Below are 18,221 nucleotides of genomic sequence, written 5' to 3'. Positions count from 1 at the left end.
CGCGTTCCCGGGGAGCATATACCCCTTCCGGGTATGTGTGCTCGGCAGGTGCGGCCCGCCACCGTTCGGCAGGGAGACACCAAGTGCCAGTACGAGCCCGGCGCGAGCGGCACATCGGAGGCGCGGCCTCCGCTCCCACCCGGGCGGTCCGCGCGCGTGACCATAGCGTCAAGAGTCGCCCGGTCCGGCGTCAGGACCGCGTCAGGACCGCGTCAGGGAGGGGGACTTCGGGGCGCGCGGCGGGCAAGGCTGCGAGGACGCGCCCCGGGGAACAGCCGCGGGGCCGCACCCACCCGGGAGGACCCCATGCCCCGTACCCCGCACGCAGACGACCGGACGGCCGCGGCCCCGGCACCCGAGCCCTCGGACCCGGAACCCGTCGAACCCGCCCCGGCCGGACGCCTCTGCGTGCCCGTCCGGCCGGGTCGACACGGCGTCACGACCCGCCTGTACCGCACGCCCGTCGGCGCCCGCACGGCCGTCGCCTTCACCACCCCCGAACGGCTCCATGCCACCCTCGGGACCGAACAGCCCTGGATCCCGCTCGCCGAGGCCGCCCTCCGCGCCCTCACCCACCCGCTCGGCGTCCACACCCTCACCGTCGACCCGGCCCTCACGGCCCCCTTCACCCCCGCGCCCGAGTCGGTGCCGGAGCGCGTGCCGGAACCGGCCCCGGGTGCGATGCCCGCCGACACCCCTGCTCCCACCCCCACCCCCGCCCCCGCTCCCGTCGCCACCTCCACCCCCACCTCCACCCTCACCCCCACCCCCGTCCGCCCCGGCACCCCGTGCGCCCGTCGCTTCGACCCGGCCGCGAGGGGGACCGCCGCATGACCACCACCGACCTGACGGCCCCCGTCCCGCCCACGCGCGCCGCCGTCCCCGAGTTCTCCGTCTGGCCCGCCACCGCCGCCGAGGAGCCCGGCGGGCGCGTCCTGCTCGCCGGGGTGCCGCTCGCCGACATCGCGGACGCGCACGGCACGCCGGTGTACGTGCTCGACGAGGCCGAGATCCGCGACCGCTGCCGCACCTACCGGGCCGCGTTCCCCGAGGCCCACGCCGACGTGCACTACGCGGCCAAGGCGTTCCTCTGCCGCGGACTCGTCCGGCTCGTCGACGAGGAAGGGCTCGGCCTCGACGTCTGCTCCGCGGGCGAGCTCGAACTGGCCGTCACCGCGGGATTCCCGCCCGAGCGGATCCTCCTCCACGGCAACGCCAAGTCCCCGGCCGACCTCGCCACCGCGCTGCGCCTCGGCGTCGGCCGGATCGTCATCGACAGCCCCGCCGAGATCGCCCGGCTCGCCGCCGCCGTCGGGCCGCGCGGCCACCAGAAGGTCATGCTGCGCGTCACGCCCGGCGTCGGCGCCGGCGGCCACGCCAAGGTGCGTACCGGGACCGACGACCAGAAGTTCGGGCTCTCCCTGCGCGACGGGCACGCCCAGCACGCCGTCGCCCGGATCCTCGACCAGCCGCAGCTCGAACTCACCGGCCTGCACTGCCACCTCGGCTCCCAGATCACCGAGACCAAGCCCTACCTCACCGCCCTGCGCCGGCTCGTCGGCCTGATGGCCCGGATCCGGGACGCCCACGGCGTCGTCCTGCCGGAGCTCGACCTCGGCGGCGGCCACGGCATCGCCTACCGGCCCGGCGACCCGGTCCTCGACCCGACCGCCCTCGCCCACAGGCTCCGCGCCGCCCTCGCCGAGAGCTGCGCCGCCGCCGGACTGCCCGTCCCCCGGCTGCTCGTCGAGCCGGGCCGGGCCGTCGTCGGACCGGCCGGCGTCGCCGTCTACCGGGTCCTCGCCGTCAAGACGACCGGCGGGCGCGCCTTCGTCGCCGTCGACGGCGGCATGAGCGACAACCCGCGCCCCGCCCTCTACGGCGTCCGGTACGCGCCCCGCCTGATCGGCCGCCGCTCCACCGCCCCGGCCGTCCGCACCACCGTCGCCGGGCGCCACTGCGAGGCGGGCGACCTCCTCGCGGAGGACGTCGAGCTGCCCGCCGACATCCGGCCGGGCGACCTGCTCGCGGTGCCGGTGGCCGGCGCGTACCACCTCTCCATGGCCTCCTCGTACAACCTCGTCGGCCGCCCGCCGGTCGTCGCCGTCCGCGACGGCGCGGCCCGGCTGCTGGTCAGGCGGGAGACCCTGGAGGACCTGCGGGCCCGGGACGTCGGCCTGTAGCCGTGCGGGGGCGGACCGCACCCCGCCCGGTGGTGTCAGAGCTCTTCGTCGGTGGCGGCGAAGAGCTGCCGCACCCAGGACGCGCTCGCCTCCTCGCTGTCGCCGGTCGGGGTGCCGGGGAAGAGCCGGAACCAGGAGCCCGCCCGGCCGAGCGCCGCGAGGCGGACCGCCAGGACGGCCGCCCGTCGGAGCTCCGCCCGTGACGGGCCGAGGCCGGTCCAGTGCTCCAGATACGCGTCCACCATCGGGGCCACGTGCTCGGGGCCGTACCGCTCCCGCACCTCCCGGACCGGGACCAGGAGGCTGCCGAAGGGGTGGGCGACGCAGGCGTCACCCCAGTCGAAGAAGGTGAAGCGGCCCGGGGCCGGGGCGAGGATCTGCCCGTCGTGCAGGTCGCAGTGGTCGAGCGAGTCGGGCAGCCCGTACGCGTCGAGTTCGGCGCACAGGTCGACGAGCCGGGGCCGTCGCCGCAGCAGGGCGGCCCGCTCGTCCCCGTCGAAGAGCGGGTTCCCGGCGACGAGCGCGTCGAACACCTCCGGCAACTCCCGCGTCCGAGCCCCCGGCACCCCCAACCCACCCAACACACCCAACCGACCGAGCCCGCCGCGCTCCCGGTCCCCGACTCCGTTCGCGTACGGGACCAGCCGCCGCTGCATCTCGCCGTACCGGCCCAGCGCCGTCGCCCAGGCCTCCGGTCCTGCCGCGCCCGCGTCCAGGACGTCCCGGAAGAGCGGTCCGCCGTCGGGGAGCAGCGACCAGCCGCGCTCCGCGTCCACCGCCAGCGGGGTCATCACGTGCTCGGGCGTCCACGCGGCGAGCGCGCCGGCGAGACCGGCCTCGAAGGCGTTGGAGGGGGCGCCCGCCTTCAGCCAGACGGCGTCGCGCGGGCCGCCTCCCGTGCGGAACCGGACGAGGACCGACCAGGGTCGCACCCGCACCTCGCGTACGCCGGCCTCCACGAGTCCGTGCGAGGCCAGGACCGGCTCGGCCCAGCCGAACACCTCGCGCCGCCACCTCGCGTCGTCCCAAGGAGTCGTCGAGTCGGCGAACCGGCCCCGGTCCACCACCGCGCCCCGCTCGTCGCCGTAGCCGCTGCCGCTGCCGCTGCCGCTGCCGCCGCCGTCCGTCCGTCCTTCGTTCCCGTGCATCGGGCGATTCCACCACCGGCCCGCACCCGCCCGCACCGGAATATGGCACCGGAGCCGCCCCGCCCCCGCACCATGGCGTTACGGCGCGGCGGCTGGCACCGTGGGCGCCACCGGCGGCCGGCGCGGGCCCGGTCCGGGACGGCGAGGGAAGGGCGGGGCCACGATGAGCGGCGCGTTCGACGGGCGGTACGGCGACTACCAGAACGAGATCTACCTCGCCGGTCTCGGCGGAGTGCTCCCCGGCCTCCCCATGACCTACGCCGAGCTGGAGGAGCGGGCGGCCGCCGCGCTGCCGCCGTCGGTGGTGTCGTACGTGGCGGGCGGCGCGGGCGACGAGTTCACCCAGCGGGCGAACGTGACGGCCTTCGAACGGTGGGGCCTGGTGCCCCGGATGATGGTCGGCGCCGCCCGACGCGACCTGGCCGTCGACCTCTTCGGCCTCCGGCTGCCCTCCCCGCTCTTCATGGCACCGGTCGGCGTCGTCGGGCTCTGCGCCCAGGACGGGCACGGCGACCTGGCCACCGCCCGCGCGGCCCGCCGCACCGGCGTGCCCATGGTCGCCTCCACCCTCACGGTGGACCCGATGGAGGAGGTCGCCGCCGAGTTCGGCGACACCCCGGGCTTCTTCCAGCTCTACACGCCCACCGACCGGGAGCTCGCGGAGAGCCTGGTGCGGCGCGCCGAGGCCGCCGGGTTCAAGGGGATCGTCGTCACCCTCGACACCTGGGTCACCGGCTGGCGCCCGCGCGACCTCGCCGGGAGCAACTTCCCCCAGCTGCGCGGCCACTGCCTCGCCAACTACACCTCCGACCCCGTCTTCCGGGCCCGGCTCGCCAAGGCTCCCGAGGAGGACCCCGGCGCGGCGATCCTCGAATGGGTCGGCGTCTTCGGAAACCCCCTCACCTGGGCCGACCTGCCCTGGCTGCGCTCCCTCACCGACCTCCCGCTGATCCTCAAGGGCCTCTGCCACCCCGAGGACGTGCGCCGCGCCCGGGACGGCGGCGTGGACGCGGTGTACTGCTCCAACCACGGCGGCCGCCAGGCCAACGGCGGCCTGCCCGCCCTCGACGCCCTCCCCGACGTCGTCGAGGCCGCGGACGGCCTCCCCGTCCTCTTCGACTCGGGCGTCCGCACCGGCGCGGACGTCGTCAAGGCCCTGGCGCTGGGCGCCACCGCGGTGGGCGTCGGCCGCCCGTACGCGTACGGCCTGGCGGCGGGCGGCGAGGACGGCATCGTCCACGTCCTGCGCTCCCTCCTCGCCGAGGCCGACCTCATCATGGCCGTGGACGGCTACCCCACCCTCGCCGCCCTCCGGGAGCCGGGAGCCCTCCGCCGTCTGTGACCCCTCGGCCCCTGCCCACGCCCCCTACGGGCACTCGAACGTGGAGCCCGGGATCACTCGTTCGAGGGTCGGAGTGTCACCCGGTCGGGTGGTCGCGGCCGCCACCGTGTTTCGCCGGGGGCGGCGGGCGGCCGACGTTCACGATCATGCCCGGGTGACTACGCCCCACCGATCCGTGACGCCCCGGCGCTCCGACGCGCCCCGCCGATCCGCCGCGCGCCGCCGCCTCCTCGTCCCGGCCGCCGTGGCCGTGCTCGGCCTGCTGCCGCTGACCGCCGCCGCCCTGCCCGCCGCCGCCCGTCCCGCCTCGCCTCTTCCCGCCGCAGGCGCCCCCGCCGCCGTGCCCCGCGTCCCGACCCCCGCCGAGGCGCGGACCGGCGCCTACCTGGAGTCCGTACGGGAACAGCCCGCCCGGCTCGCGGAGTTCTTCCGGTCGCTGCCCAAGGGCGGGGAGCTTCACAACCACCTCTCCGGCGCCGTCTCCACCGAGTACCTGATCACCCTCGCCGCCGAGGACGGGCTCTGCATCGACACGGCCACCATGACCGCCGTCGTCCCGCCCTGCGGACCCGGCACCCGCCCGGCCGCCGACGCCCGCACCGACCGCGCCTTCCGCGACGCCATCGTGCGCGCCTGGTCCATGGAGGACTTCCCGCCGGGCGGCAACGGCCACGACCACTTCTTCGACACCTTCGGCAAGTTCGGCGAGGTGACGTGGCGTCACCGGGGCAAGATGCTCGCGGAGTTCGCCGACGACGTCGCCGCGCAGAACCAGTGGTACCTGGAGACCATGGTCAGCCCGGCCTCCGAGGGTGCGAAGAAGCTCGCGAACGAGGTCGGCTGGGACCCGGACCTCGCCGCCCTGTACAAGAAGCTCACCGCGGGCGGCCGGCTCGACGCCCTCGTGAAGGAGGCGGTGAAGGAGGCCGACGCCGGCGACGCCGAGTTCCGCGCGGCGGCCCGCTGCGGCACCGAGCGCGAGCGGCCCGCCTGTGGGGTCACCGTCCGCTGGATCTCCCAGGTCTCGCGCGGCTCCACGCCCCAGCGGGTCTTCACCCAGATGGCGCTCGGCATGGCGCTGGCCGAGCGGGACGAGCGCTTCGTCGCCGTCAACCTCGTCCAGCCGGAGGACTGGGACAGCTCGCTCGCGAACTACCGGCTCCAGATGCGGATGCTCGCCCACCTCCGCGGCGTCCACCCCGAGGCCCATGTGACCCTGCATGCCGGCGAGCTGTGGCCCGGCCTGGTCAAGCCCGAGGACCTCGCCTTCCACATCGCCGAGGCCGTCGACGTGGCCCGCACCGAGCGCGTCGGCCACGGCGTGGACCTGGTGCACGAGGACGACTGGCAGTCCACCGCCCGGACCATGGCCGCCCGTGAGGTCGCCGTCGAGGTGCCCTTCAGCAGCAACGCCCAGATCCTCGGCGTCCGCGGCGCCGACCACCCCTTCGAGACGTACCGCGCCTACGGCGTGCCGGTGGTGCTCGCCACCGACGACCCCGGCGTGTCCCGCATCGACATCAGCCACGAGTACCAGTACGCGGCCCGCACCTACGGCCTCTCGTACCCGGAGCTGAAGGACCTCGCCCGCGCCTCCCTGGAGTACGCCTTCCTCCCCGGCCCGAGTCTGTGGCGCGGCAACCCGACCGCCGAGGGCTACCGGACCGTCCCGGCCTGCCGCGGTGAGCGCCCCGGCACGCCGGTCCGCTCCGCCGCCTGCCGGCGCCTCGTCGAGGGCAGCCCCAAGGCCTCCCTCGAATGGCGCCAGGAAGCCGCCTTCGCCGCCTTCGAGTCGGCGCACGCGACCCCGGGCCGCTGACCCGGACACCCGGGCGCCCGGCACCCGTCCATTGGGTGCCGGGCGCCCTCGCCTACGCACAGACAAGATCGGATATAAAGGGCGAAAGCCTCTGAGCCGGGCTAGAGTCTGATCGCCCCGAAGCCCCTCGCCCTCGTGCCGAACCGCGGTGCGCGAGCGCGGGCGAGGTAGGACCATGACCGCAGCGGAACCCAGTGCTCCGACCGCCACCGGCACGCCGCCCGCGGTCAAGCTCAGCCTCCTCACCCTGACCGCGATGGTCGTCGGCTCCATGGTCGGAGCCGGCGTCTTCTCGCTGCCCCGGCGCTTCGCGCAGGAGACCGGCGTCGCGGGCGCGCTCATCGCCTGGGCCGTCGCCGGCGTCGGCATGCTCATGCTCGCGTTCGTCTTCCAGACGCTCGCCGTACGCCGCCCCGACCTGGACGCCGGCGTGTACGCGTACGCCAAGGCCGGCTTCGGCGAGTACCTCGGCTTCTTCTCGGCCTTCGGCTACTGGGCCAGCGCCTGCGTCGGCAACGTCACCTACTGGGTCCTCATCATGTCGACGGTCGGCGCCGTGGCGCCCGCCCTCGGCGACGGCGACACCGCCCTCGCGATCGTCCTCTCCTCGGCCGGCCTGTGGGGCTTCTTCCTGCTCGTCCGGCGCGGGGTCAAGGAGGCGGCGGCGATCAACCGGATCGTCACGGTCGCCAAGCTCGTGCCCATCCTGGTCTTCGTCCTCCTCGCGGTCTACTGCTTCGAACCCTCCGTCTTCGCCGAGAACTTCGGCGGCGCCGACTACGCCGGCTCCCTCTTCGACCAGGTCCGCGGCACCATGCTCGCCACCGTCTTCGTCTTCCTCGGCGTCGAGGGCGCCAGCGTCTACTCCCGGCACGCCAGGCGGCGCGAGGACGTCGGCCGGGCCACGGTCCTGGGCTTCCTCAGCGTCTTCGCCGTCTTCGCCTCCGTCACCATCGTGTCGTACGGCATCCTGCCCATGAGCGAGATCGCCGAGCTGCGCCAGCCGTCCATGGCCGGCGTCCTGGAGGCCGCCGTCGGCACCTGGGGCAAGGCCTTCGTCAGCGTCGGCCTCATCGTCTCCGTCCTCGGCGCCTACCTCGCCTGGACCCTGATGGCCGCCGAGGTCCTCTTCGTCGCCGCCAAGGACGACGACATGCCCCGCTTCCTCGGCCGCTCCAACGCGAACGACGTCCCCGTCCCCGCCCTGCTCATGACCACCGCGCTCAGCCAGGTCGTCCTCGTCGTCACCGCCTTCTCCGACGACGCCTTCAACTTCGCCCTCGACCTGACCAGCGCCCTCAGCCTCATCCCCTTCCTCCTCGCCGCCGCCTTCGCCTTCAAGATCGCGCGGCGGCCACGGGAGCACCGGGTGGCCGGGACGAGCACCCGGCGCGAACTCGCCGTCGCGGCCGTCGCCACCCTCTACACGGCCTTCCTGCTGTTCGCGGCCGGCCTCACGTTCGTCCTCGTCTCCCTCATCCTCTACGCCCCCGCCACCCTGCTCTTCGTGAAGGCCCGCCGTGAGCAGGGCCGGCGCCTCTTCTCGCCCCGGGAGGCGGTCGTCTGCGCCCTCTCGGTCGCCGGAGCCGTCGTCGGCGTCATCGCCCTCGCCGCCGGCTGGATCGAGCTGTGAAGACCCCCGCACCCCGCCCCCTCAGGAAAGGCCGGCGATGAACCCCGAAACCCCCCAGGCCGCCCGGCCCCTCGGCGTCCACTCCGAGGTCGGCCGGCTCCACAAGGTCCTCGTCTGCTCGCCCGGCCTCGCCCACCGCCGGCTGACCCCGACCAACTCCGACGACCTCCTCTTCGACGACGTCATGTGGGTGGAGAACGCCCAGCGCGACCACGCCGACTTCGTCAACAAACTGGTCCAGCGCGGCGTCGAGGTCGTCGAGCTGCACAACCTGCTCTCCGAGACCATGGCGATCCCCGAGGCCAGGGCCTGGCTGCTCGACCGGAAGATCGTCGCCAACGAGGTCGGCCTCGGACTCATCGACGACACCCGCGCCTTCCTCGACTCGATCGCGCCCCGGGAGCTGGCCGAGTACCTCATCGGCGGGCTGTCCACCGCCGACCTCCCGGACGCGTTCCGCTCCCCGTACGTCGCGCTCGCCCGCGAGGCCACCGGCGCCCGCGAGTACCTGATGCCGCCCCTCCCCAACACCCTCTACACCCGCGACACCACCTGCTGGCTGTACGGCGGCGTCACCCTCAACCCGCTCTACTGGCCCGCCCGGCACGGCGAGACCCTGCTCATGAAGGCCGTCTACACCTTCCACCCCGGCTACCGGGACGCCACCGTCTGGTGGGGCGACCCCGAACGGGACTGGGGACAGGCCACCTTCGAGGGCGGCGACATCATGCCCGTCGGCAACGGCGTCGTCCTCATGGGCATGAGCGAGCGCACCTCCCGGCAGGCCGTCACCCAGGTGGCCCAGGCGCTCTTCGCACGCGGCGCCGCCGAACACGTCGTCGTCGCCGGCATGCCCAGGCTCCGCTCGGCCATGCACCTCGACACCGTCTTCACCTTCGCCGACCGGGACGTCGTCACCCTCTACCCCAGGATCGTGGACGCGATCCACAGCTTCTCGCTGCGCCCCTCCGACCGCGCCCCCGGCGTCGAGATCACCGACGAGGGCGACACCCCCTTCACGGACGTCGTCGCCAAGGCCCTCGGCCTGCCGGGGCTCCGGGTCATCGAGACCGGCGGCGACGACTACGCCTCCGAGCGCCAGCAGTGGGACAGCGGCAACAACGCCGTCGCCCTGGAGCCGGGCGTGGTCTTCACCTACGACCGCAACACCCAGACCAACACGCTGCTGCGGAAGGCGGGCATCGAGGTCATCACCATCGTGGGCGCGGAACTGGGCCGCGGACGAGGCGGCGGCCACTGCATGACCTGCCCCCTCGTCCGCGACCCGGTCGACTTCTGAGCGCGCTCCGGACCGCTACGCGTACGTCTCGAACTCGGCGATCCGCGGGGTGCCGGTGGCGGAGGTGATCTCGAAGGTGACCTTGCTCAGCGAGGTCGCCGGGAGGGAGACCGTGCCGGCCGCGCTCCCGGTGGAGAGTACGGCTCCGGTGTCGGCGTTCAGCAGCCGCCAGCCGGTGACGGTGCCCGCCCCGGAGGCCTCGCGGATGCGGACGGACCGGATCGTCGTGGGGGAGCCCCACTTGACCGAGACCGAGCCGGTGGTGCCGGTGGGCGACCAGTAGGTGGCGAGATCGCCGTCGCGGACGTTGGCGTAGCTGGTCCCGTCGGCCTTGCCGGAGCCGTCCGAACCGGCGCCGATGCTGAGGTTGGTGCCGGCCGGCGGGGCGGTGGTGGCGGTGGCGGTCGGGGTGGGGGTGGGGGTGGGGGTGGGCGTCGGGCTCGGGGTCTGCGGGGTGCAGGAGCCGTCCGAGACCAGCAGGCCCTTGTTCGCGCCGGCCGTGCGGGCGACGACGTCCGGGACGCAGGAGGCGCTGTCCAGGGCGTAGCCGTAAGGGATGGACACCGTCGTGTTGGAGGTCGGGTTCGGACCGGCGGGCTTGTAGTCGGTGCCGGCGGGCGACCAGGTCACGTTGTCGAAGACGTTCCCGGCGACCTGCCAGGAGCCGGCCGCGTCGGTGTAGAACGTGCCGAGGACGTCCTTGGAGTCCTCGAAGTAGTTGTTCTCCACCTTGGCGCGGGCGCCGGCGCGGGAGTTGATGCCCGACTCGTTCAGCTGCCGGTAGTGGTTGTCGTACATGTGGGCGACGCCGCCGCGCAGCAGCGGGGCGCGCGAGTCGATGTTCTCGTACAGGTTGTGGTGGTAGGTGATGAAGCCGTTGCTCAGCTCGGTCTCGCTGGAGCCGACCAGGCCGCCGCGGCCGGAGTCGCGCAGCACGCTGTAGGAGAGCGTCACGTACTGCGTGTTGTCCTTCATGTCGAAGAGCCCGTCGAAGCCCTCGGACTCGCCGCCGGAGGCCTCCAGGGTGCTGTGGTCCACCCAGACGTTGCGGACGTCCCTCTCCATGCCGATGGCGTCGCCGCCGTTGGAGGTGGGCGAGCCGGACTTCTTGACGTTCTTGACGGTGACGTTCTGGACGATGATGTTGCTCGACTCGCGGATGTGGATGCCGACCTGGTCGAAGACGGCGCCCGCGCCGACGCCGACGAGCGTGACGTTGCTGATCTGCTTGAGCTCGATGACGCCGTCGGCGGTGTTGCAGCTGGAACCGGACACCTTGGCGGTGTTGGCGTGGTTGATGGTGCCCTCGACCTGGATGACGATCGGGGTGCTGCTGGAGGCGCGGCCGCAGAGGGCCGCGTGGATCTGGGTGCCGGTGGTCGCCCGGACGGTCTGCCCGCCGGCGCCGCCGGTCGTCCCGCCGTTCTGGCTCGCGTAGCCGGTCGCCCCGGCGGCGACGGCGGCGGAGGCCTCCGGCATGGTCAGGATCACGCCGGTGGCGGCCGCGACCGCCATGGCGGCCAAGCCCGCCTGGAGTCGCGTGGAGGGGGAGCGTCGTCCCATGCTCGCCTGCCCTTTCGTTGGCGCCCGCACCGCCCGACGGCGGCGCGGGACGTTGTCGTCGTGAGTCCCGTCCCTGGGCCGAAGCGCTAGAAAGCGCTTTCTGGCGGGTGACGATAGGGGTGGCGTCGAGTGCCTGACAAGACTTCGCGCGAGGTCGGGACGCGCGGGTCCGGTGTGCGGATGGGAGCGCTCCCGTGGACGTGGGGGCTCGCGGTCCCCCGGCCGGAGGGAAAGCGGCAGGTCGGGCCGGGTGACTCCCGCTGCCAAACCGGTGGGTGACGGATGATCGGCCGTGATAGGCACTACCTGCACGGGGGAGGTGCGGACCGGCCGCGGCACGCGTGCGCGCCTGCGCGCGTACGGGAGACCGGCGGGCGCGGGCGCGCGTCGCGGCGGCGCGCCCGCCATCGCTCCCGTACGACCGGCACCACCGAACGGAACAACGGGAGACCCGCATGCGCGTGAAAGCCTTCGACCACCTCGTCCTCAACGTCACCGACGTCGAGCGCGCCCTCGCCTTCTACACCGGCCCCCTCGGCCTCGCGCCGGAGCGGGTCGAGGAGTGGCGGGCGGGCAAGGTGCCGTTCCCGTCCGTGCGGATCGACGAGGGCTCCGTCATCGACCTGTTCTCCCGGCCCCGGGGCGAGTCGAACGTGGACCACATCTGTCTCGTCGTCGACCCGCTCGACTGGCAGGAGGTCATCGCCTCCGGCACCCTCGACGTCATCGAGGGCCCCGTCCCGCGCTGGGGCGCCCGCGGTTCGGCCCAGTCCGTCTACGTGAAGGACCCGGACGGCAACACCGTCGAGCTCCGCTGGTACCCCCAGGACCTCCCGGCCGGGGAGTAGCGGTCCAGGCAGCCCGTCGGGCCGGCGGCACGCGCCGGCCTGACAGGCTGACGTCATGACCGACGACACCTGGACCACCATCACCCGCCTCCGCGACTGGCTCGCGGACCATCAGGAACTGCCGCCCGCCCAGGAGGTCCTGGTGCGCGTCCTCAAGCTCTCCGAGGAGGTCGGGGAGGCTGCGCAGGCGGTGATCGGGGCCACAGGACTGAACCCCCGCAAGGGCACCAGCCACACGTGGGGCGATGTCGAGGCCGAGCTCTGCGACGTCGTCATCACCGCCATGGTCGCCCTGCGCACCCTGACCCCGGACGCCCCCGAGGTCTTCGCCCGCCACCTGCGACGGGTGGCGGAACGCTCGCTGCCGGACCCGGACCCGGACCCGGACCGGGAGGGGGTGGAGGCCCCGGCGCCCTAGCCGGAGACGGCCCGGGCTCCGATCAGTGCCTTGGTCGCCGCCGCCCGGGGTAGACGCGGGGCGACCGACCGTCACGCGTGAGGGAGGAACAGTCATGATGGCTCCCCGACATTCCCTGTCCCGTCCGGCGCGGTCGGCGCGGCCCGTGCGGTCGGCGGCGGGCCTGGTCGGCCTGGTCCTCCTCGTCGTCGCCGTGCTGGGCTTCGTACCCGGCGTGACGACCGGCGTCGACGAGATGGCCTTCGCCGGGCACGAGTCCGGCGCCGAGCTCTTCGGCGTCTTCCAGGTCTCCGTGCTCCACAACGCCGTGCACCTGCTGTTCGGCGCCGCGGGCGTCGTCATGTCCCGCACGGCGGGGACGGCCCGAGCCTTCCTCGTCGGCGGCGGGTTCGTCTACCTCCTGCTGTGGCTGTACGGCGTGCTCGTCGACCTCGACGGCGACGCGAACTTCGTCCCGTTCGACACCGCCGACAACTGGCTGCACCTGGGCCTCGGCGCCGCGATGGTGCTGCTCGGCGTGGTGCTCGGAGGCCGGAGGTCGCGCGCGTTCGGCCGGTGATCAGCTCGGGCGCACCGGGTGCTTGCTGAGGATGGAGACGCGGTTGAAGGCGTTGATGGTGATGGCCACCCAGACGACGGCGGAGAGCTCGGCGTCGTCCAGGACCCGGCGCGCCTCGGCGTAGGCCTTCTCCTGGGCGTCGGCGTCCGCCGGGTGGGTGGTCGCCTCGGCGAGCGCGAGGGCGGCGCGCTCGCGCGCGGTGAAGACCTCGGTGTCCCGCCAGGCGGCGAGCAGGCCGAGCCGGCGGGGGGTCTCGCCGGCGAGGAGGGCGGCGCGGGTGTGCGTGTCGAGGCAGTAGGCGCAGCCGTTGAGCTGGGACACGCGGAGGTTGACCAGCTCGACCAGGATCCGGTCGAGCCCGGCGTCGGCGGCGGCGGTCTTCACCGTCTGCGAGGCCCGCACGAAGGCCTTGTAGGCGTCCGGGGTCTGCTTGTCGAGGAAGATCCGCCGACGGGTGGATGCCGTGGTGACGCCGTCGCTCACTGTCCGCTCCTTCGGGGTGGTCCCGCGCGGGGGTGGGGCGCGGGCATGGGGCCATCTTCTCGGCCATCTTCCCCCGAAGGTATGTTGAAAATCAAACTACTTGAGGTCGGTGCGGCGGCGGGCCTCCTCCGGGCGAAGGCGGCCGCGCCAGGCGCCCGTCGCGGCGTGGCGGTCCTCCACGAAGTCCTTGAACCGCCGGAGGTCGCCCGAGACCCGGCTCGACACGATGCCCAGCGCGACGGCGGCGCGCTCCGTGGCGCCCTCCGGCTCCACCTCCATCGCCAGGCGCACGCGGGTGTGGCGGTCGTCGACGGGCGTGAACGTCACGACCCCGCGCTGGCGGACGTCGCCGCCGACCGTCCGCCAGGCGATGCGTTCGTCCGGGAGCTGGTCGACGATCTCGGTTTCGAAGGCGCGGCGGAAGCCGGCGATGCCGGTGCGCCAGCGGAGGTGCCGTGGGTCGGTCTGCTCGACCGCCACGACGCCGTGCATGAAGCGCGGGAACTCCTCGAACTGGGTCCACTGGTCGTACACCCGCCGCACCGGCGCGTCGACCGTGATCGTCGCTTCCACCACGTCGCCACCTCCTGAGCCGCCCGTACCTCCATTGTCCGCCGCCACCGCCGTTCCCTTGTGGGCACAACGGAACGGCACCGTTTGCGGGTGCCTCCGCTTCCGGGCCTGGACCCGCACCCGTAGAGCGCCGTACAGCCGGTGCGGGTTCAGGCGCGGGAAGCCTTGGCCCGGCAGGGGGCGCCGTCCCTGTGCCCACCCGTCCCGCCCTTGCGGGGCGTATGCCCACGGGGACGGCGGGTGTGCCCGCCCCGGTGGCGTCACGTCACAGGGGTGGAGGTAGGGGGGACGGGCCGCCGAAGGTTTGTTCTCGGGTTTCGGTCAGGGCCAGGGCGAGGGCGCCCGCGAGGACCGGGTTCCCCGGCACGGACGAGAGGCGGACCCGCGCCCGGGAGTGCGCGAGGACGCGGAGCTCGCGTTCGACCAGGGCGCGCAGCGCCTCGCCCCCCGCCGCGCACAGTCGGCCCGCGAGGACGACCAGGCCCGGGTCGACGACGGTCACGATCGAGGCGAGCCCGGCGGCGAGCCGCGCCGCCACCGCGACGAGGCCCGCCCGCGCCGCCTCCGCGTCCTCCCCGGACGTCCCCGCCCGACGTACCGCCTCCGTCACCGCCTCCGCGAAGTCCGCGCCCGGCACCCCGTGGGCGTGCAGCAGGTCCCGGACCGCGTCGCCGCCCGCCAGTTCCTGGTAGCCGTGCCGGCCGTAGTGGTCGCCTGCCTCGCGGGCGGTCGGCGCCCCGGGGAGGGGGAGGTAGCCGACCTCGCCGGCGCCGCCGAAGTGGCCGCGGTGGAGGCGGCCGCCGATCACCAGCGCCGCGCCCAGGCCCTCGTCGGCCCACAGGAGGACGAGGTCCGGGCAGTCGGCGGCGGCGTGGGCGCGTTCGGCGACGGCGGCGAGGTTGACGTCGTTCTCGATGCGGACGGGGAGGCCGAGCGCCTCGCCCAGCGTCCGTTCGACGTCGGGGAAGAGCCAGGCCGCCATGTCCTCCTCGCTCGCGTAGGCGAGGCGGCCGGTCGTCGGGTCCACCGCGCCCTGCACGCCGACCACGACGCTCCGAGGGGGCCGCGGCGCCGGGACCCGGCCGAGGGCCGTGCGCAGCGCCGTCACCAGGGCCTCCCGGTCCGGGCGCGCGGGCACGGGCGCCTCGGTCTCGCCGAGCACCGTGCCGGTGATGTCCGCGGTCCGGACGGCGACGCGCTCCGGCGACACGTCCACGGCGGTCGCGTAGGCCGCTTCCGGGTTGACCCGGTACGTCTCCGGGACCCGCCCCGGCAGGCCGGTCCGCAGGCCGTTGCCGACGACGAGTCCGGCGTCCACCAGGCGGGCGAGGACCTGGGAGGCGGTGGGCTTGGAGAGGCCGGTGAGACGGCTGACCTCGGGGCGGGTGAGCGGCCCCTGACGGAGCAGCAGATGGAGGGCGGCGCGGTCGTTCACCGCCCGCACGAGTCCCGGTGTCCCGCGGACGAGCTCCGTCACTTGCCCTCCGCCACGCAGGTCCGGCCCGGTTCGTCCGCATGATCAGCGAACGCGCGAGCGCACAGCCTACAGCGCCGCGTTCCGGGGGCGGTCGTGGCCCGTTAGGAGGACGCTCGGGGTCGGTCGCGTGTCCCCCGGCGGAACGTTCCGTTGTCAGGGTGTGACCTCTTCCCGACGCATCTCCTCGGTCCTCGCCGTCGCCGCGGCGTTCACCTGCCTCGGCGGCGCCGCCGCCTCCCAGGCCGCCGCCGCGCCCGCCGGCCCGCTCGGACCGCCGATCAGCCCGATCGCCGAACTCGACTCCCTCGCCACCACCGGCATGCCGGAGGACGCCCGCGCCGCCTACCCGGGCGTCGGCGAGCAGCTCGGCGGCCTGAGCCGGGTCAACGAACTCCAGCAGCTCCACCAGCTCACCGACCAGGCCGCGCCCGTCGCCGGCCTGCTCCCCGCGATCTCCACCTGACACTCCACCTGACATTCCGCACGACCCCGTACGACCCCGCGCGTCCCCGTACGACCCCGCACGACCCCGTACGAACCCGGCGCCCGGACGGCCGTGGACACGACCGTCCGGGCGCCGGCGCGTTCCCCCTCGTACGCGGGAACGCGCCGGACGCCCGAGGGCGACCGTCAGCGCAGGTCGAAGCGGTCCAGCTCCATCACCTTCGACCAGGCGGCGGCGAAGTCGCGGACGAACTTCTCGCCCGCGTCCCGTGCCGCGTACACCTCCGACAGGGCCCGCAGCTGGGCGTGCGAGCCGAAGACCAGGTCCACGGCCGTGCCCGTCCACTTCAGTTCGCCGGTGGCCCGGTCCCGTCCCTCGTAGACGTTCTCGTCCGCCTCGGAGACCTTCCACTCCGTCCCCATGTCCAGGACGTTGACGAAGAAGTCGTTGGTCAGGGTGCCGGGGCGGTCGGTGAGGACGCCGTGGCGGGCCCCGCCGTGCCCGGTGTCGAGCGCCCGCATGCCGCCGAGGAGCACCGTCATCTCCGGCGCCGTCAGCGTCAGCATGCAGGCCCGGTCGAGGAGGAGCGTCTCCGGGGAGAGCTTCTCGCCGGCGCCCAGGTAGTTGCGGAAGCCGTCGGCGCGCGGTTCGAGGACCGCGAAGGACTCCACGTCCGTCTGCTCCTGCGTGGCGTCCGTGCGGCCGGGCGCGAACGGCACGGTCACCGGGTGGCCGGCGTCCTTCGCGGCCTTCTCGACGGCCGCGCAGCCGCCGAGCACGATCAGGTCGGCCAGCGAGATCCGGGTGCCGTCGCTCCGCCCGGCGGCGAACTCCTCCCGGATCGTGCCCAGGGTCCGCAGCGCCTCGGCGATCTCGGGCAGGTCGTTGACCGCCCAGTCCTTCTGCGGCGCGAGCCGGATCCGCGCGCCGTTGGCGCCGCCCCGCTTGTCGGTGCCGCGGAAGCTCGCCGCCGACGCCCAGGCGGTGGTGACCAGCTGGGGCACGGTCAGGCCGGAGGAGAGGATCCGCTCCTTGAGAGCGGCGATGTCCTCGTCCGACACGAGGTCGTGGTCGACCGGCGGTACCGGGTCCTGCCACAGCTGAGGCTCGGGCACCCACGGGCCGAGGTAGCGGGAGACCGGGCCCATGTCACGGTGCAGGAGCTTGTACCAGGCCTTGGCGTACGCCTCCGCCAGCAGTTCCGGGTTCTCGTGGTAGCGGCGGGCGATCGGGCCGTACACCGGGTCCATGCGCAGCGAGAGGTCGGTCGTCAGCATCATCGGCGCGTGCGACTTCGACCGGTCGTGCGCGTCGGGGACGGTGCCCTGGGCGGCCGGGTCGGTGGGCTTCCACTGCTGGGCGCCGGCGGGACTGGTGGTGAGCTCCCACTCGTACCGGAAGAGGTTGTCGAGGAAGCCGTTGTCCCAGGTGGTCGGGGAGTTGGTCCAGGCGCCCTCCAGACCGCTGGTGAGGGCGTCGGAGCCGGAGCCGGTGCCGTACGTGTTCTTCCAGCCGAGACCCTGCTGCTCGACCGGGGCGGCCTCCGGCTCCGGGCCGATGTACTCGGGGTTCACGGCGCCGTGGCACTTGCCGAAGGTGTGGCCGCCGACGATGAGCGCGACCGTCTCCTCGTCGTTCATCGCCATCCGGGCGAAGGTCTCCCGGATGTCGCGGGCGGCGGCCAGCGGGTCGGGGTTGCCGTTCGGGCCCTCGGGGTTGACGTAGATGAGGCCCATCTGGACGGCGCCGAGCGGGCCCTTCAGCTCCCGGTCGCCGCTGTAGCGCTCGTCGCCGAGCCAGGTGTCCTCCGGCCCCCAGAAGATCTCCTCGGGCTCCCAGATGTCCTCGCGGCCGAATCCGAAACCGAAGGTCTTGAACCCCATGGATTCCATCGCGCAGTTTCCGGCGAGAACCAGAAGATCGGCCCAGGAGATCTTCTGTCCGTACTTCTGCTTGACCGGCCACAGCAGACGGCGTGCCTTGTCGAGGCTGGCGTTGTCCGGCCAGCTGTTCAGCGGGGCGAATCGCTGGGCGCCGCTTCCGGCGCCGCCCCGACCGTCGGCGATGCGGTACGTGCCGGCCGCGTGCCAGCTCATCCGGATGAAAAGCGGACCGTAATGCCCGTAGTCCGCCGGCCACCATTCCTGCGAATCCGTCATCAGGGCGATGACGTCCCGCCTCAGCTCCTCGACGTCGAGGCCCGCGAACTCCTTGGCGTAGTCGAATCCCTGGTCAAGGGGGTCGGCCTGCGGATCGTTCCGATGGAGTACGGAGAGGTCCAGCTGGTTCGGCCACCAGTCCCGATTGGTGCGGGGGCGGGTGTCCTTGGGGCTGGGGGCGGAAATTGCCGGGTTCTCGCTGTCGCTGCCGGTCACGTACGGCCTTCTTCCTGTGCGTGTGCCTTTCCGCCGCCGGCCGGGATTCTCACGA

General features: G+C 73.8%; 16 protein-coding genes. 10 read left to right on the top strand and 6 right to left on the bottom strand.

The features are described 5' to 3' along the window. Positions 1 to 306: 306 nt before the first annotated feature. Both HHL19_RS38580 and lysA read left to right on the top strand, forming a co-directional pair. Positions 307 to 834 (top strand): SAV_915 family protein, encoded by a 528-nt coding sequence (locus HHL19_RS38580; RefSeq protein WP_346768395.1) that lies wholly within the window; start codon positions 307 to 309, stop codon positions 832 to 834. Continuing rightward, a complete protein-coding gene (gene lysA, locus HHL19_RS23920; protein ID WP_169092343.1) occupies positions 831 to 2,183 on the top strand; it encodes a diaminopimelate decarboxylase in 1,353 nt (450 codons plus the stop codon). Before HHL19_RS38580 ends, lysA begins: the two co-directional genes overlap by 4 nt. A 35-nt stretch (positions 2,184 to 2,218) precedes the next feature. Here lysA and HHL19_RS23915 read toward each other — a convergent pair whose 3' ends face one another. Next, positions 2,219 to 3,331 carry a phosphotransferase gene (locus HHL19_RS23915; protein WP_206325108.1) on the bottom strand — a complete coding sequence of 371 codons (1,113 nt, stop codon included), beginning with the start codon at positions 3,329 to 3,331 and terminating at the stop codon, positions 2,219 to 2,221. A gap of 163 nt (positions 3,332 to 3,494) precedes the next feature. Here HHL19_RS23915 and HHL19_RS23910 point away from each other — a divergent pair, with 163 nt between their 5' ends. The 4 genes from HHL19_RS23910 to HHL19_RS23895 all read left to right on the top strand — a co-directional run bounded on the left by HHL19_RS23910 (position 3,495) and on the right by HHL19_RS23895 (position 9,425). After that, on the top strand, positions 3,495 to 4,673 hold the full coding sequence (locus HHL19_RS23910; RefSeq protein ID WP_169092342.1) for an alpha-hydroxy-acid oxidizing protein: 1,179 nt from the start codon (positions 3,495 to 3,497) through the stop codon (positions 4,671 to 4,673). 244 nt (positions 4,674 to 4,917) lie between these two features. After that, positions 4,918 to 6,492: an adenosine deaminase gene (locus HHL19_RS23905; protein WP_169092442.1), complete on the top strand. Its 1,575-nt coding sequence runs from the start codon at positions 4,918 to 4,920 to the stop codon at positions 6,490 to 6,492. Positions 6,493 to 6,667: 175 nt separating this feature from the next. Next, positions 6,668 to 8,125, top strand: coding sequence for a basic amino acid/polyamine antiporter (locus HHL19_RS23900; protein ID WP_169092341.1), 1,458 nt, complete (start codon positions 6,668 to 6,670; stop codon positions 8,123 to 8,125). 37 nt (positions 8,126 to 8,162) lie between these two features. Continuing rightward, positions 8,163 to 9,425, top strand: a complete 1,263-nt coding sequence (locus HHL19_RS23895) for an arginine deiminase (RefSeq protein WP_169092340.1) — start codon at positions 8,163 to 8,165, stop codon at positions 9,423 to 9,425. A 15-nt stretch (positions 9,426 to 9,440) separates the two neighbouring features. On the opposite strand, the gene HHL19_RS23890 is transcribed toward HHL19_RS23895, so the two are convergent. Beyond that, positions 9,441 to 10,988, bottom strand: coding sequence for a pectate lyase (locus HHL19_RS23890; RefSeq protein ID WP_240981820.1), 1,548 nt, complete (start codon positions 10,986 to 10,988; stop codon positions 9,441 to 9,443). A gap of 455 nt (positions 10,989 to 11,443) precedes the next feature. On the opposite strand from HHL19_RS23890, the gene HHL19_RS23885 reads away from it, so the two are divergent. The 3 genes from HHL19_RS23885 to HHL19_RS23875 all read left to right on the top strand — a co-directional run bounded on the left by HHL19_RS23885 (position 11,444) and on the right by HHL19_RS23875 (position 12,813). After that, entirely contained in the window at positions 11,444 to 11,836 is a 393-nt protein-coding gene (locus HHL19_RS23885) for a VOC family protein (protein ID WP_169092339.1), read from the top strand. 55 nt (positions 11,837 to 11,891) lie between these two features. Further along, positions 11,892 to 12,254, top strand: a complete 363-nt coding sequence (locus HHL19_RS23880; protein ID WP_169092338.1) for a MazG-like family protein — start codon at positions 11,892 to 11,894, stop codon at positions 12,252 to 12,254. A 94-nt stretch (positions 12,255 to 12,348) separates the two neighbouring features. Continuing rightward, complete coding sequence (locus tag HHL19_RS23875; RefSeq protein WP_240981819.1) at positions 12,349 to 12,813, top strand: DUF4383 domain-containing protein; 465 nt, start codon at positions 12,349 to 12,351, stop codon at positions 12,811 to 12,813. Here HHL19_RS23875 and HHL19_RS23870 read toward each other — a convergent pair whose 3' ends face one another. From HHL19_RS23870 to HHL19_RS23860, 3 genes are all read right to left on the bottom strand, one after another. Then, a complete protein-coding gene (locus HHL19_RS23870) occupies positions 12,814 to 13,296 on the bottom strand; it encodes a carboxymuconolactone decarboxylase family protein (protein ID WP_169092337.1) in 483 nt (160 codons plus the stop codon). It abuts the gene before it with no gap. A 96-nt stretch (positions 13,297 to 13,392) separates the two neighbouring features. Beyond that, positions 13,393 to 13,872 carry an SRPBCC family protein gene (locus HHL19_RS23865; protein ID WP_169092336.1) on the bottom strand — a complete coding sequence of 160 codons (480 nt, stop codon included), beginning with the start codon at positions 13,870 to 13,872 and terminating at the stop codon, positions 13,393 to 13,395. Positions 13,873 to 14,134: 262 nt separating this feature from the next. Then, positions 14,135 to 15,346: an ROK family transcriptional regulator gene (locus HHL19_RS23860; protein WP_169092335.1), complete on the bottom strand. Its 1,212-nt coding sequence runs from the start codon at positions 15,344 to 15,346 to the stop codon at positions 14,135 to 14,137. Positions 15,347 to 15,506: 160 nt separating this feature from the next. On the opposite strand from HHL19_RS23860, the gene HHL19_RS23855 reads away from it, so the two are divergent. Continuing rightward, positions 15,507 to 15,809, top strand: coding sequence for a hypothetical protein (locus HHL19_RS23855; RefSeq protein WP_169092334.1), 303 nt, complete (start codon positions 15,507 to 15,509; stop codon positions 15,807 to 15,809). 167 nt (positions 15,810 to 15,976) lie between these two features. Here the strand turns inward: HHL19_RS23855 and katG are convergent, their stop codons facing one another. Next, positions 15,977 to 18,166, bottom strand: coding sequence for a catalase/peroxidase HPI (gene katG, locus HHL19_RS23850; RefSeq protein WP_169092333.1), 2,190 nt, complete (start codon positions 18,164 to 18,166; stop codon positions 15,977 to 15,979). Positions 18,167 to 18,221: the final 55 nt, after the last annotated feature.

The sequence above is a fragment of the Streptomyces sp. R302 genome (assembly GCF_012927245.1).
Taxonomy (GTDB): Bacteria; Actinomycetota; Actinomycetes; order Streptomycetales; family Streptomycetaceae; genus Streptomyces.
The sequence above is the reverse complement of the archived record's forward strand: the minus strand, read 5'-3'. Positions and strand labels throughout refer to the sequence as shown.